At 48.9% G+C, this 12884-nt stretch carries 14 protein-coding genes and 3 tRNA genes; 8 read left to right on the forward strand and 9 right to left on the reverse strand.

All coding sequences use genetic code 11. The features are described from left to right. Nucleotides 1-2: 2 nt before the first annotated feature. The 8 genes from MN202_RS03595 to MN202_RS03630 all read right to left on the reverse strand — a co-directional run bounded on the left by MN202_RS03595 (nt 3) and on the right by MN202_RS03630 (nt 4427). Nucleotides 3-77: transfer RNA gene (locus MN202_RS03595), tRNA-Gln, on the reverse strand. Between the two features lie 30 nt (nt 78-107). Further along, nucleotides 108-192 (reverse strand) — tRNA-Leu (locus MN202_RS03600). Nucleotides 193-212: 20 nt separating this feature from the next. Then, a tRNA-Met gene (locus MN202_RS03605) sits at nt 213-289 on the reverse strand. 405 nt (nt 290-694) lie between these two features. Next, entirely contained in the window at nt 695-1252 is a 558-nt protein-coding gene (locus tag MN202_RS03610; RefSeq protein WP_335734716.1) for a hypothetical protein, read from the reverse strand. A gap of 14 nt (nt 1253-1266) precedes the next feature. Next, nucleotides 1267-1746 (reverse strand): hypothetical protein, encoded by a 480-nt coding sequence (locus MN202_RS03615; RefSeq protein ID WP_335734717.1) that lies wholly within the window; start codon nt 1744-1746, stop codon nt 1267-1269. Nucleotides 1747-2081: 335 nt separating this feature from the next. Next, nucleotides 2082-3173, reverse strand: coding sequence for a redox-regulated ATPase YchF (gene ychF / locus MN202_RS03620; protein ID WP_335734718.1), 1092 nt, complete (start codon nt 3171-3173; stop codon nt 2082-2084). 43 nt (nt 3174-3216) lie between these two features. Continuing rightward, nucleotides 3217-3819 carry an aminoacyl-tRNA hydrolase gene (pth, locus tag MN202_RS03625; protein WP_335734719.1) on the reverse strand — a complete coding sequence of 201 codons (603 nt, stop codon included), beginning with the start codon at nt 3817-3819 and terminating at the stop codon, nt 3217-3219. After that, nucleotides 3819-4427, reverse strand: a complete 609-nt coding sequence (locus MN202_RS03630; RefSeq protein ID WP_335734720.1) for a 50S ribosomal protein L25/general stress protein Ctc — start codon at nt 4425-4427, stop codon at nt 3819-3821. Before MN202_RS03630 ends, pth begins: the two co-directional genes overlap by 1 nt. A 263-nt stretch (nt 4428-4690) precedes the next feature. Here MN202_RS03630 and MN202_RS03635 point away from each other — a divergent pair, with 263 nt between their 5' ends. From MN202_RS03635 to MN202_RS03670, 8 genes are all read left to right on the forward strand, one after another. Next, nucleotides 4691-5248 carry an NAD/FAD-utilizing enzyme gene (locus tag MN202_RS03635; RefSeq protein WP_335734721.1) on the forward strand — a complete coding sequence of 186 codons (558 nt, stop codon included), beginning with the start codon at nt 4691-4693 and terminating at the stop codon, nt 5246-5248. Nucleotides 5249-5450: 202 nt separating this feature from the next. After that, nucleotides 5451-6806, forward strand: coding sequence for a c-type cytochrome (locus tag MN202_RS03640; protein WP_335734722.1), 1356 nt, complete (start codon nt 5451-5453; stop codon nt 6804-6806). Nucleotides 6807-6833: 27 nt separating this feature from the next. Then, nucleotides 6834-8600, forward strand: a complete 1767-nt coding sequence (locus MN202_RS03645) for a cytochrome c oxidase subunit I (protein ID WP_335734723.1) — start codon at nt 6834-6836, stop codon at nt 8598-8600. Further along, the gene (locus tag MN202_RS03650) at nt 8597-9289 is read left to right on the forward strand and encodes a cytochrome c oxidase subunit 3 (RefSeq protein WP_335734724.1); all 693 of its coding nucleotides are present in this window, start codon (nt 8597-8599) and stop codon (nt 9287-9289) included. Before MN202_RS03645 ends, MN202_RS03650 begins: the two co-directional genes overlap by 4 nt. Further along, nucleotides 9286-9960 (forward strand): cytochrome c oxidase subunit 3, encoded by a 675-nt coding sequence (locus MN202_RS03655; protein WP_335734725.1) that lies wholly within the window; start codon nt 9286-9288, stop codon nt 9958-9960. The genes MN202_RS03650 and MN202_RS03655 overlap by 4 nt, the downstream gene beginning before the upstream one ends. A gap of 8 nt (nt 9961-9968) precedes the next feature. Continuing rightward, nucleotides 9969-10289 carry a cytochrome C oxidase subunit IV family protein gene (locus tag MN202_RS03660; RefSeq protein WP_335734726.1) on the forward strand — a complete coding sequence of 107 codons (321 nt, stop codon included), beginning with the start codon at nt 9969-9971 and terminating at the stop codon, nt 10287-10289. 19 nt (nt 10290-10308) lie between these two features. After that, a complete protein-coding gene (gene cyoE, locus MN202_RS03665) occupies nt 10309-11202 on the forward strand; it encodes a heme o synthase (protein WP_335734727.1) in 894 nt (297 codons plus the stop codon). Beyond that, entirely contained in the window at nt 11190-11885 is a 696-nt protein-coding gene (locus MN202_RS03670; RefSeq protein ID WP_335734728.1) for an SCO family protein, read from the forward strand. Before cyoE ends, MN202_RS03670 begins: the two co-directional genes overlap by 13 nt. Before the next feature lie 54 nt (nt 11886-11939). On the opposite strand, the gene MN202_RS03675 is transcribed toward MN202_RS03670, so the two are convergent. Continuing rightward, nucleotides 11940-12875 carry a ribose-phosphate pyrophosphokinase gene (locus MN202_RS03675; RefSeq protein ID WP_335734729.1) on the reverse strand — a complete coding sequence of 312 codons (936 nt, stop codon included), beginning with the start codon at nt 12873-12875 and terminating at the stop codon, nt 11940-11942. Between the last annotated feature and the right edge of the window lie 9 nt (nt 12876-12884).

Genomic DNA, 12884 nt, shown 5'->3' on the forward strand with positions numbered 1-12884 from the left:
AATGGCAGGGGCGGCTGGATTCGAACCAACGCATGGCGGGATCAAAACCCGCTGCCTTACCGCTTGGCTACGCCCCTGCAAAAACTTGTGTGCATCCACTTTAAAAGTGGTGCGGAGAGAGAGACTCGAACTCTCACACCTCGCGGCGCTGGAACCTAAATCCAGTGCGTCTACCAATTCCGCCATCCCCGCATGCACAGGTAAAGTTAAAGTGGTGGCTACAGCGGGAATCGAACCTGCGACCCCAGCATTATGAGTGCTGTGCTCTAACCAGCTGAGCTATGTAGCCACGCTAACTTGACCTAAGCAAGTGGCGCGTATTATCCAGAACTGCCCCTATAGCGTCAACCGTTTTTTTGCGTTTAAAAATCAATGTTGGTTCGTTTGCCGAATTAATATGCAAAACGCTGGTTTCACAAGCAATAAAAAAAGCCGTTGTCGGTAAACAACGGCTTTTTCTGTAATATTGTGGAATATATCAGCTGACTTTTTATTAGCTGTTCGGCTGTTTTAACGTCTCAATGTGTTTTTGCAGCTTGTTCATGTCATAAGCATTTTTGACTTCTGAAAGGATAAAGATGACTACAAGCACTACAAACATAATGTCTTTGTTCTCTGGAGAATTAAACCAGTACCAAAACATTGCAGCTAAATACAAACCCAATAAGATCAGAGTCTTAAGCATTATCGAAATTTACCTGTTGTGGTAAGTGGAAGGATTCATAGAGTGTCTGCGTTGCCACTCTACGTTGGCATTGCTCAGCTGGCTACTATTTACATAGACTGCAGCCCAAATTACAAGAACTGCAACATGTTTACGGTTCATCTTCTTATTTTTAAATATGTCGTTAATGAGACTTTTACTGTCTAAAGCCGTTGCTCCGATCCCTATTGCTGATGCATATTTGCTAATTGTTTCTCTTGTTTCCTTGTATTCGACTAACTCACTATTGGTCAACGACCACAAGCCCCAATTTTTATTAACAAAAGTAGTTTGTAAAGCCTTGTCTATAAGATCACCCATTAACGATTTTGAACCAATAGCGCGAATATCCCGCATGGCGGTTTGTCTCTGCGCAGGGTCGAGGTGTCTGTATAAAATCACACCAATCATGGCATCAATTTCAGCGTCGCCGCCGTTTTTCACTTTGTGGCGAGGTATGCCCAAAATATCAGCTAGAGTATTCAGCTGATCTTGGGGTTTCTGAGGGAAATCATAAGGTAAATCACTTAAAGTAGGAGAAATAGACATATGTAAATCCTTTTTCAGTTTGTTGATAGTTTACAGCTATGGAGATGAACTTTTGCTAAGTCGCCTAATTGGATGGGATCTAGTATTCCCTGGCTTTTAGGGAGATACATATCTAATGGCAAGACGACACTGGTTATAATGTATTTGTCTGAAATCCACGCTATGGACGAAACGTGTTGAACCTTGTCCTCGAATTCAGCTAGGTAAACTTTAAGCTGTGCAATGCCATTATTAACAAATATTGATTCTTGCTTTACTTGGGTAAGGTTCAAGAGAAATACATCATTAAGTACACCTTCTTCCAGTTGAGTGAACAGCAGTGCTAAATTCGTGTCGTCAGTTCCGACAGAATCTTCTATTTGCGAGAACACAGCATTTTTTGGAGCAAGTGAATACCAGTAGTTGATATAAACATCAGAAGTTGATGAAGAAAACTTAACTAACTCAGTTTTATCTTCATTGTAATTATCTGATAGTGAATCAAGATCTACCATCAGTTTCTCGTTATGCAAATTACAGGAAAATATACCGCTTGGACTAACATAAGTTCCACTTTCAAATGAGCCATTGAGCTCATTTGCTTCGGCGTGCATTACTGCCAATAGTAAAATCAGTATAACTTTAACCATATTTGTTAAATATAGGTTTACAAAATATTGGCAAAATATCACTTTAAGTCGAAATTTACAAGGTGTGCAAGAACCCGCTGGAAGACTTTATATGGTTCAGACGGTACAAGTACCGAGAAGTTTTTTAATTTTCTTGAGTATACATATGGGGGATATAGAAAAGTCGGCGTACAAGCCGACTTTTCTAGAATGCGTAAGGTTTAAACGTTAAAGCGGAAATGCATCACATCGCCATCTTTTACGATGTAGTCTTTACCTTCTAAACGCCATTTACCGGCTTCTTTCGCGCCGGCTTCGCCGTTGTATTGCACAAAGTCGTTGTAGCCGACCACTTCAGCGCGGATAAAGCCTTTTTCAAAGTCGGTGTGGATTACGCCGGCTGCCTGTGGCGCGGTGGCACCAATAGCCACAGTCCAGGCGCGTACTTCTTTTACGCCAGCGGTAAAGTAGGTATGCAGGTTAAGCAGAGAGTAACCACCACGGATAACGCGGTTTAAGCCCGGCTCTTCTAAGCCCATATCGGCCATAAACTCAGCTTTCTCATCATCATCCAGCTCGGCAATTTCTGATTCAATGGCGGCACAAACCGGTACGACGATGGCATTTTCTTTGTCGGCAATGGCTTTAACGATGTCCAGATAAGGGTTATTTTCAAAGCCGTCATCGGTCACGTTAGCGATATACATCGTCGGCTTGATGGTTAAGAAGTTCATGTAAGCAATCAGGGCTTTTTCGTCTTTATCCAGCTCCAGCTGACGCAGCGTTAAGCCTTGCTCTAAATGCGCTTTCACTTTTTCCAGCACTACTATTTCGGCTTTGGCGTCTTTGTCGCCACCTTTAGCTTTTTTGCTGACACGTAAAATAGCTCGCTCGGCGCTGTCCATATCAGACAGTACCAGCTCCATATTAATGGTGTCGATATCGTCGGCCGGGTCAATTTTGCCGGCTACGTGAATAATGTTTTCATCGTCAAAACAGCGTACTACATGGCCGATGGCGTCGGTTTCACGGATGTTAGCCAAAAATTTGTTACCCAGGCCTTCACCTTTAGAGGCGCCTTTCACTAAACCGGCGATATCAACGAATTCCATCGTGGTAGGCAGTACCCGCTGTGGGTTAACAATGGCAGCCAGTTTATCCAGCCGCAGATCCGGTACCGGTACTACGCCGGTATTGGGCTCAATAGTACAGAACGGAAAGTTTGCCGCTTCAATGCCTGCTTTAGTTAATGCATTAAACAGGGTGGATTTGCCTACGTTTGGTAAGCCAACGATGCCACATTTGAAACCCATAATTAGTATCCTTTACGTGCTGTAAAAAGTTGTACCGGCTGTATCAGCTGGCTTTAAAACTGTGCAGGCGGCTTTGCGCTTTTACCAGGCCATCACGGGCCAGAATGTCAAAGCAACGCGTTGCTTCATCAATACTTTGTTCGATAAGTTGTTGTTCGCTGGCTGGTGCTTTACCAAGCACATAGCCGGTGACCTGATCTTTGTGTCCCGGATGGCCAACGCCCAGACGCAAACGATAGAAATTCTGATTATTGCCCAGGCGGGAAATAATATCACGCAAACCATTGTGGCCGGCATGGCCGCCACCGAGTTTAAATTTTGCTACTCCGGGTTCGAGCGCCATTTCATCATGCGCCACCAGTATTTGCTCGGGAGCCAGCTTGTAAAACTGTGCCATCGCCAGCACGGCTTTACCGCTTAAATTCATGTAAGTAGAGGGAATAAGCAGTTTGAATTCTTGGCCGGCACAGACAAACTTGCCGGTATGACCGAAAAATTTCGGTTCGTTTTTAAAACTGGCATTAAAGGCGTGGGCCAGTTGTTGAACAAACCAGACACCGGCATTGTGCCGGGTCTGGCTGTATTCCGGGCCCGGATTACCCAGGCCCACAATCAACTGTATGGCTGATTGAGTCGTGTCAGACATTACTCAGCAGTTTCAGTTTCTTCTGCATCAGCTGCTTTACCAGCTGGTTTGTTTACAGAAACAACGGCTAAGTCGTGACCTTTAGCTAACTGAACGAAAGTAACACCTTTAGGCGCTTTCAGATCAGATAAATGCAGGTGAGTACCTACTTCAACATTGCTCATGTCAACTTCGATAAACTCTGGTAAGTCTGCAGGCAGACAAGAGATTTCGATTTCGTTAGCAGCGTGTACTACTACGCCACCTTTTTTAACTGCTGCTTCTTCGCTAACGAAGTGAACAGGAACAACGGTGTGCAGTTCGTGGCCAGCTTCTACGCGTTGGAAGTCAACGTGCATAACTTTTGGCTTGAACGGGTGACGCTGCATAGCTTTAACGATGGCTTTTACTTCTTCACCGGCAACGTTAATTGTCAGGATGTGTGAGTAAAAGGCTTCGAAACTTTGTGCTTTAATCAGTTTAGAGTGCTCTAAAGTGATTGATTGCGCTGGTTTGCTACCACCGTAGATGATAGCTGGCACTTTGTCTTCGTGACGCAGGCGGCGGCTCGCACCTTTCCCTGAGTCAGTACGGACTTCTGCGTTTAATGTAAAGATTGCATCAGACATGATGTACTCCAAATATTTAAGTATCCCAAGACTTGCGACCAGTCTCAGGCTGGACCCCATTTTCTGGGGCGCGACATATTACCACCGGCACCCGCTAGCTGCAATTGCAAATTAGCGGCATTTATACGCGATAGCTAAATTAAGACTATACTGAGAAGTGCTGGTTAAAAAGTGAGCAGCTTTGCAGTTAGGCCAATGGCTAACTGCCCTTGGTTTGCAAAGCGACTACGGCGACATATCGCAAGCTTTTAGCGGAGAATATTATGTTAAGACGGTATTTTATCAGCGAAGATCTTGATGATCTTGAAGCTGTTGAGCGCGAGCTCGAACAACAGGGGATTAATACCCCGCAAATTCATGTTTTAAGTGAACAGGATGCCAACGTCGAATTACATCATTTACCGGAAGTGTCCGCGGTACTAAAAAGCGATGTTGTGCATGCAACTGAACTGGGTGCTGTAGTCGGAGTTATAGCTGCGGCAGTGGTGTTGCTGGTGGCTTACAGTATGGGCTGGACTGAGAGTGCCGCTGGTTGGGTGCCATTTATATTTTTAGCCATAGTGGTGCTGGGTTTTTGTACCTGGGAAGGTGGCTTTATCGGCATACAGGAACCTAACGTGCACTTTAAAAAGTTTCAGGATGTGTTGCAGCAAGGCAAGCATGTGCTGTTTGTTGACATCGATCCGCAAGACGAAGCCGTGTTAAACCGTACCGTGCGGCGCCACCCCAAATTACAGTTAGCCGGCAGTGGTGAAGGCGCCCCCGGTTGGGTGGTACGTACGCAAATTTATTTTCGCCGTTTTATGAAAGCCATGCCCTGACAGTTGCAGTACTTTAGCCAAACCGGCGTGCAGTTGTACGCCGGTTTTTTAGGCAAGCTGCTCATTTATCGCCTATAGTCAAAATCAAATAAAGCTCAGTCCTCAAGTTGTTGGGCTAATAGTTGTACGTACTGTTGTCTGGTTAATTTGTTGAAGTCGATACCTGGTACTTTCACTTTTAACGTTAAGGAATAACAGCGTTATGGCAATTACCCTCGTTATTGTATTGCTGGTAATCGGCTCTCTGTTACTGCATTACTTTAGTGTCTGGTGGTTTACACCACTGGCGTCTAACTGGTCATCCATTGATTTTACTGTCGATATTACGGTGTGGATAACCGGCGTGGTATTTGTGCTGGTTAATCTGTTTTTGGCTTTTGCGATATTTCGCTTTCGCAGCCGGCCAGGCCATAAAGCACACTATGAACCTGAAAACAAAAAGCTGGAAGGCTGGCTGGTTGCCCTGACCAGTGTTGGTATCGCCGCCATGCTGGCACCGGGTTTATATGTCTGGGCCCAGTTTGTTCAGCCACCGGAACACGCCACTGAAGTTGAAGCTTTTGGCCAGCAATGGCACTGGCGTTTTCGTTTGCCCGGCGCCGATGGCCAGTTGGGCAAAGTTGATACGGCGCTGATATCTGAACAAAACCCATTGGGCATAGTGCCATCCGATCCTGCCGGCACAGACGATGTCATCATTTTAAGTAAAGAGCTGGTACTGGAACTGGATCAGCCGGTGAAAATGCTGCTGCGATCTGCCGATGTGCTACACAATTTCACCGTGCCGCAGTTCAGAGTAAAAATGGATTTGGTGCCGGGTATGGTCAGCACGCTCTGGTTTACCCCGACGCAGACCGGCCAGTTTGATGTGCTGTGTGAAGAGTTATGCGGCAGCGGCCATTTTGCTATGCGCAGTAAAGTTGTAGTGAAAGCCGGTAGCGAATATCAGCAGTGGTTAGCGCAGCAGCAAACCTTTGGTCAAAGCCAGACGGTAGCAGAGGCTGATATCCGGCTGGGCCAGGCGCAGTATCAACTCTGTGCTGCCTGCCATGGTGCGGCTGGTGAGGGCAATCAGCAAATGCATGCCCCGGCACTGGCCGGGCAGTCGCGCTGGTATCTGCGCCGGCAGTTGCTGCACTATCAGCAAGGTATTCGCGGTAGCGCCGAAGGTGACCAGTTTGGCGCCCAGATGGCGGCGATGGCCAATACCGTGGCGGATCCTGCCATGCTGAACCATCTGCTGGCTTATATCGCTAGCCTGCCGCCAGCAACAACTAAAACGACAGATGGCGATGTACAGCGCGGACAAAAATTGTACCGCAGCTGCGCCTCCTGTCATGGGGCTGCTGCGGGTGGCAGTTATGCCATGAATGCCCCCAAATTGGCCGGTGTGGACGCTTGGTATCTGCAGCGGCAACTGAATTATTTCAAACAGCGGGTGCGGGGTAGTCATCCGGACGATTTTTATGGTGCGCAAATGAGCCTGATCGCACAGTCGCTGCAGTCGGAGCAGGATATAGCAGATGTCGTAGCCTATATCAGCAGCCTGCAGCCCTGAGTTTGCAGCGATATTAAGGAGCAAAGCATGACAATATCTGCCAGTTATGGCACTGCACATCAGCATGATGAACCGGGAAGTTTCTGGACCCGTTATGTCTGGAGCCAGGATCACAAAGTTATTGCTATACAGTACAGCCTGACGGCAATCTTTGTCGGGCTGGTGGCCTTAGTGTTGTCGGCACTGATGCGGTTGCAGTTGGGGTTTCCTGGCCAATTTTCATTTATAGATTCTACGCATTATCTGCAGTTCGTTACTATGCACGGCATGATTATGGTGGTGTATCTGTTAACGGCATTGCTGTTGGGCGGCTTTGGTAATTACCTGATCCCGCTAATGGTTGGCGCCCGTGACATGGTGTTTCCGTTTCTGAATATGCTTAGCTACTGGACCTATCTGCTGTCGGTGCTGGTACTGCTGTCCAGCTTTTTTGTCACCGGTGGCCCGACCGGAGCGGGTTGGACGCTATATCCACCGCAGGCAATTTTACCCGGCACGCCAGGCTCCGGGCCTGGTATTTTGCTAATGCTGATATCACTGGCCATCTTTATTGTCGCCTTTACCATGGGCGGATTAAATTATGTCTGTACTGTGCTGCAGGCCCGTACCCGCGGCATGACGTTGATGCGGATGCCGCTAACTGTATGGGGTATTTTTGTTGCGACTATCCTTGGGTTGCTGGCTTTTCCTGCCCTGTTGGTCAGTGCGGTAATGATGTTTTTAGATAAAACGGTCGGCACCAGTTTTTTTATGCCGGTGATAGTGTCGCTGGGCGAACAACTGGATTACAGCGGCGGCAGCCCGATTTTGTTTCAGCACCTGTTCTGGTTTTTTGGCCATCCTGAAGTGTACATAGTGGCACTGCCGGCCTTTGGTATAGTGTCCGACATACTGGCGACACATGCGCGCAAAAACATTTTTGGTTACCGGATGATGGTGTGGGCTATCGTCGCCATTGGTGGCCTGAGTTTTGTTGTCTGGGCCCATCATATGTATGTCAGCGGCATGAACCCTTATTTTGGTTTCTTCTTTGCAACGACAACGCTGATTATTGCGGTGCCGACCGCGCTGAAAGTTTACAACTGGGTGCTGACGTTGTGGCAGGGCAATATTCATCTTACTGTGCCGATGTTATTTGCCATTGGTTTTATCTTTACCTTTGTGCATGGCGGTTTGACCGGGCTATTCCTCGGCAATGTGGTCGTCGACTTACCTTTGTCCGACACTTACTTTGTGGTCGGGCATTTTCATATGGTGATGGGCGTATCGCCAGTTCTGGTGCTATTTGCCGCTATTTATCACTGGTTTCCTAAAGTCACCGGCAAGATGTTGCATGATGGTTTAGGAAAGCTGCATTTCTGGGGCACCTTTATCGGCACTTATCTGGTGTTTCTGCCGATGCATTATCTGGGCTTTCTGGGGGTGCCTCGGCGTTACTATGCCATTGCCGGTACCGATTTTATTCCTGAATCAGCACAAAGTCTCAATAGCAGTATCACCGTTGCGGCACTGGTTGTGGCAGTGATGCAACTGCTGTTTATAGCCAACCTGGTTATCAGCCTGCGCCGGGGCAAAACAGCCAGTGCCAATCCCTGGCAAGCCACTACACTGGAATGGCAAACACCACAAACGCCGCCGGCGCACGGCAACTTTGGTGCGCAACTGCCAACCGTATACCGCTGGGCTTATGACTACAGTGTACCCGGTGCCCGTGATGATTTTATTCCGCAGAACCTGCCTGACAGTGCTGTCGTGCTGGATGATGCCCAGGCTTATGCTAAGGCGGGCCAATGAGTATTTTCAGCAAGCTGACCGAAAAGCCCTGGCTGGCACAACCTGAGGGACAAGATCCGGCATTACACTATCTGCCGGAAGATATCTGGCCGCAGCGCACCGCGTTGAAGTTTTTCCTCGCTACGGTCAGTGTATTGTTCTCGTTGTTTATTGTTACTCTGCTGGGGCGCTCGCAGTTGCCGGACTTTCAGGTGTTGGCCGGCGAGCCCTGGTTACCCTTATCCGATCGCAGCGGTTTGTGGCTTAGCACCAGCTTATTGCTGGGCAGCAGTCTGGCCATGCAGCTGGCGCAGTGGTGTGCCGCCCGCCAGCGGCTTAGCGCGGTGCTGGGGGCATTAACAGCTGCGGTAGCGTTAATCTTGCTGTTTTTATTTGCCCAGTATCGTGTCTGGTTGCAGTTAGCTGATGCTGGTTTTGGTTTTACCGACACGGCTGCCAGCAACTATTTCTATCTGTTAACCGCATTGCATGCTGTGCATTTGCTGGGCGGTGTCATCGCTGTGTCACCGGTGTTTTTGCAACTGGCTAAGGCCAGGGCGGCAACGCTGGAAAAGACACTAACGCTGTGCTGCGCTTACTGGCACTACCTGCTGTTGTTGTGGTTGCTATTGTTCTGGTTACTAACCAGCCCGGCGCAGACTCTTAACACTTTGGCCGCTCTGTGTGGCTTTGGCGAGGCTAATTTATGAGCGGGCAATCCGATAAAGCGGCAGAACCTGGCGGCTGGCAGGGCGTCGTTACCGATTGGACCTCAGATCAGCGTGCCTTCAGGGTGTCCTGGGGCAAGCTGATGATGTGGATTTTTCTGCTGGGTGATACCTTTATCTTCAGCATTTTTCTGATCGGCTATATGACAGTGCGTTTGTCGGCTACGGCTGACTGGCCTAATGCCAGCCAGGTATTTGAGCTGGTGGTATTTGGCCATACCGTACCGCTGTTTCTGATCGCTATCATGACGTTTATTCTGATCACCAGCAGCGGCACTATGGCAATGGCCGTCAGTTGTGCCTACCGCAAACAAAAAAAACTGGCCGTATATCTGATGTTGGCAACAGCGGTGCTGGGGGCTAGTTTTGTTGGCATGCAGGCGTTTGAATGGAGCAAATTAATTGCCGATGGCGTGCGCCCCTGGACCAATCCGATGGGGGCCGGCCAATTTGGCGCCGCTTTTTTTATGATCACCGGCTTTCATGGCCTGCACGTTAGCGCCGGCGTGATCTATCTGTTAGTGGTAGCGCGTAAGCTGGCGCGCGGTGATTATGATCAGCGCGGTTATGAAATTGTCGAAATCAGCGGCCTGTACTGGCACTTTGTTGATTTGGTCTGGGTATTTATTTTCGCATTCTTTTACTTATGGTGAGGTGAGTCATGTCTGCCGATCATGCCCAGCAGCACCCAATCAGCCTGTATTTTAAAGTTTGGGGCTTGTTGTTTCTCCTGAGTTTTTTTTCTTACATGGTCGATTATCTGCATCTGCAGGGGCCACTGCGCTGGACGCTGGTTCTGATTTTTATGTTGCTTAAAGCCGGGCTGATCCTCAGTGTTTTTATGCATGTAAAATGGGAACGCTTGGCATTAAAACTGCTGTTGTTTGTGCCGCTGTTTGCCATAGCGGTGTTTATTGCGCTCATGGCGATCGAAGGCGATTACACCCATGCACTGCGGCTTTTATATTTTCATCAGTACTGAACTGTAACAGGTGCTTATTATGCTAACTGAAACGCTGGGCTATTCCTTCACCGGCAACTGGCGGCATTATTTACAGCTATGCAAACCTAAAGTGGTGCTGCTACTGGTTATTACCGCCGTGGTCGGCATGCTGCTGGCCGCTCCTGCCTGGCAGGACTGGCACAAGCTGATTGCTGCCACCCTGGGTATAGCGGGTGCTTCGGCTGCAGCGGCAGTATTTAACCACCTGGCCGATAGCAAAATTGACCGCTTAATGCAGCGTACCCGCTACCGCCCGTTAGTGCGCGGCAGTTTAACGGCAAGCCAGGCACTCTGGTTTGCGGTGCTGCTGTCAGCTTTTTCGCTAAACCTGTTGTGGTGGCTGGTAAACCCACTTACGGCTGTGCTCACCTGTGTTGGCCTGATAGGTTATGCTGTTATTTACACCCGCTTTTTAAAGTACTACAGCTCACAAAATATTGTGTTAGGTGGCTTATCCGGTGCGCTGCCACCTTTGCTGGGTTGGACCAGTGTTACCAATCAACTCAGTATTGAGCCGTTTTTACTGGTGCTGATTATCTTTGTCTGGACACCGGCGCATTTCTGGCCATTGGCGATAGACCGGCTTGACGACTACCGCCGGGCCAAAGTACCCATGCTGCCGGTCACCCATGGCGTGCCTTATACCCGCGATGCCATCGTCAGTTATACCTTATTGTTGTTACCCGTTAGTGTGTTGCCGGTATGCGTAGGTATGAGCGGGGCTTTATATCTGTTGTCAGCCTTGTTACTGGGCGGCTGGTTTTTACATTCAGCCTTGATGTTGCGCTGGTACCCGGACAGGCACAGTGCGATGCGAACTTTTCAGGTGTCGATATATTATTTATTGGCGCTGTTTTGTGCGCTTTTGGTTGATCATCTGTGGCGGCTGTAACGGCGCAAGCGTTGCCGGCGCGGTTTGGCGTGCCACTGGCGCTACTGGCCTTGGTGTTGCTGGCACTTCTGTTATGGCAACAGCGGCCACAGCGCACAGCACCGCAGTTGCAACAAGCCGTACTGTTAGCCAGGCCTGTTAGCCTGGGCGCGTTTCAGCTGCAGGATCATCAGGGCTTGCCGGTGCAACCTGCAACGCTGCAAGGGCGCTGGCATCTGCTGAGCTATGGCTACACCTATTGCCCGGATGTATGCCCACTGACGCTGGCCAAACTGGCCAATTTACAGCAGCAGTTGGCCAGCGAAGCTGAATTCTCTCAGCTGGATTTGCTGTTTTACAGCATAGATCCCAAGCGCGACAGCGCAGTTGAACTGGCGCAGTATCTGCAGTACTTCGCGGCAGATATTCGTGGTTTGCGACCGGATCCGCAAGTAGCAGCATTAGCAAAGCCGTTTGAGCAAGCCCTGTCACTGCGTTTTAACGTACAAAATGATGGCATTGCGCCCGACAGCGCCGACTATCTGGTGGCACATGGCATTATGCTGTATTTGCTTAACCCGGATGCCAGATTACAGGCGGTGTTTTTGCCAACCACGAGGCCCGGTGTAACAGTGCCGGAGTTTGATGTCGACGTACTGCAAGCCGATTATCTGGCAATTCGGCGTTATCTGGCGGCTAAGTAAATTTGGGCCATTAAAAAAGGCGCCACAAGGCGCCTTTTGCAAATCAGACTCTGTTTAGTCAAACATTGACGAAATAGACTCTTCGTTGCTGATACGGCGGATACATTCGGCCAGCATTTCGCTTAGCGTTAGCTGACGTACTTTACTTACCGCTTTCATCTCAGGTGTCAGCGGTATAGTGTCAGTGATAATCAGCTCGTCGATCACGGAATTAGCAATGTTTTGTGGCGCGCTGCCAGAGAATACCGGGTGCGTAGCATAAGCAAATACGCGCTTGGCGCCTTGCTCTTTTAACGCTTCAGCGGCTTTACACAAAGTACCACCGGTGTCGATCATGTCGTCAACGATAATACAGTCACGATCTTTAACGTCACCGATAATATGCATAACCTGCGATACGTTGGCTTTTGGCCGGCGTTTGTCGATAATGGCTAAGTCGGCGTCGTTCAGCAGTTTGGCGATAGCACGGGCACGTACTACGCCGCCGATATCAGGCGATACCACTACCGGTGATTGCAGATCTTTCTTACGCATGTCTTCTAAAAGTACCGGACTGGCAAATACGTTATCTACTGGTACATCGAAGAAGCCCTGAATTTGTTCAGCGTGCAAATCTACCGTTAATACCCGGTCAACACCAACGCTGGATAAAAAGTCGGCTACCACTTTTGCGGTAATTGGCACCCGGGCAGAACGTACGCGACGGTCCTGACGGGCATAACCAAAGTAGGGCATTACTGCAGTAATACGACCGGCTGAAGCACGACGCAAGGCGTCGACCATTACAATCAGCTCCATCAGATTATCGTTAGTTGGCGCACAGGTAGACTGGATGATAAACACATCAGAACCACGCACGTTTTCATTGATTTGAACGCTGACTTCGCCATCACTGAAGCGGCCGACTTCGGCATCTCCCAGTTTAATATACAGGCGGCTGGCGATTTTACTTGCGAGTTCTGGTATGGCGTTACCAGCGAAAACCTTCATGTCAGGCAC

It is taken from the genome of Rheinheimera muenzenbergensis, from assembly GCF_036984005.1.
In the GTDB taxonomy this organism is placed as follows: Bacteria; Pseudomonadota; Gammaproteobacteria; order Enterobacterales; family Alteromonadaceae; genus Alishewanella; species Alishewanella muenzenbergensis.

Coding starts and splice junctions, on each gene's coding strand:
- MN202_RS03610 (WP_335734716.1), bottom strand. CDS start 1,252: ATGTCTATTTCTCCTACTTTAAGTGATTTACCTTATGATTTCCCTCAG.
- MN202_RS03615 (WP_335734717.1), bottom strand. CDS start 1,746: ATGGTAGATCTTGATTCACTATCAGATAATTACAATGAAGATAAAACT.
- ychF (WP_335734718.1), bottom strand. CDS start 3,173: ATGGGTTTCAAATGTGGCATCGTTGGCTTACCAAACGTAGGCAAATCC.
- pth (WP_335734719.1), bottom strand. CDS start 3,819: ATGTCTGACACGACTCAATCAGCCATACAGTTGATTGTGGGCCTGGGT.
- MN202_RS03630 (WP_335734720.1), bottom strand. CDS start 4,427: ATGTCTGATGCAATCTTTACATTAAACGCAGAAGTCCGTACTGACTCA.
- MN202_RS03635 (WP_335734721.1), top strand. CDS start 4,691: ATGTTAAGACGGTATTTTATCAGCGAAGATCTTGATGATCTTGAAGCT.
- MN202_RS03640 (WP_335734722.1), top strand. CDS start 5,451: ATGGCAATTACCCTCGTTATTGTATTGCTGGTAATCGGCTCTCTGTTA.
- MN202_RS03645 (WP_335734723.1), top strand. CDS start 6,834: ATGACAATATCTGCCAGTTATGGCACTGCACATCAGCATGATGAACCG.
- MN202_RS03650 (WP_335734724.1), top strand. CDS start 8,597: ATGAGTATTTTCAGCAAGCTGACCGAAAAGCCCTGGCTGGCACAACCT.
- MN202_RS03655 (WP_335734725.1), top strand. CDS start 9,286: ATGAGCGGGCAATCCGATAAAGCGGCAGAACCTGGCGGCTGGCAGGGC.
- MN202_RS03660 (WP_335734726.1), top strand. CDS start 9,969: ATGTCTGCCGATCATGCCCAGCAGCACCCAATCAGCCTGTATTTTAAA.
- cyoE (WP_335734727.1), top strand. CDS start 10,309: ATGCTAACTGAAACGCTGGGCTATTCCTTCACCGGCAACTGGCGGCAT.
- MN202_RS03675 (WP_335734729.1), bottom strand. CDS start 12,875: ATGAAGGTTTTCGCTGGTAACGCCATACCAGAACTCGCAAGTAAAATC.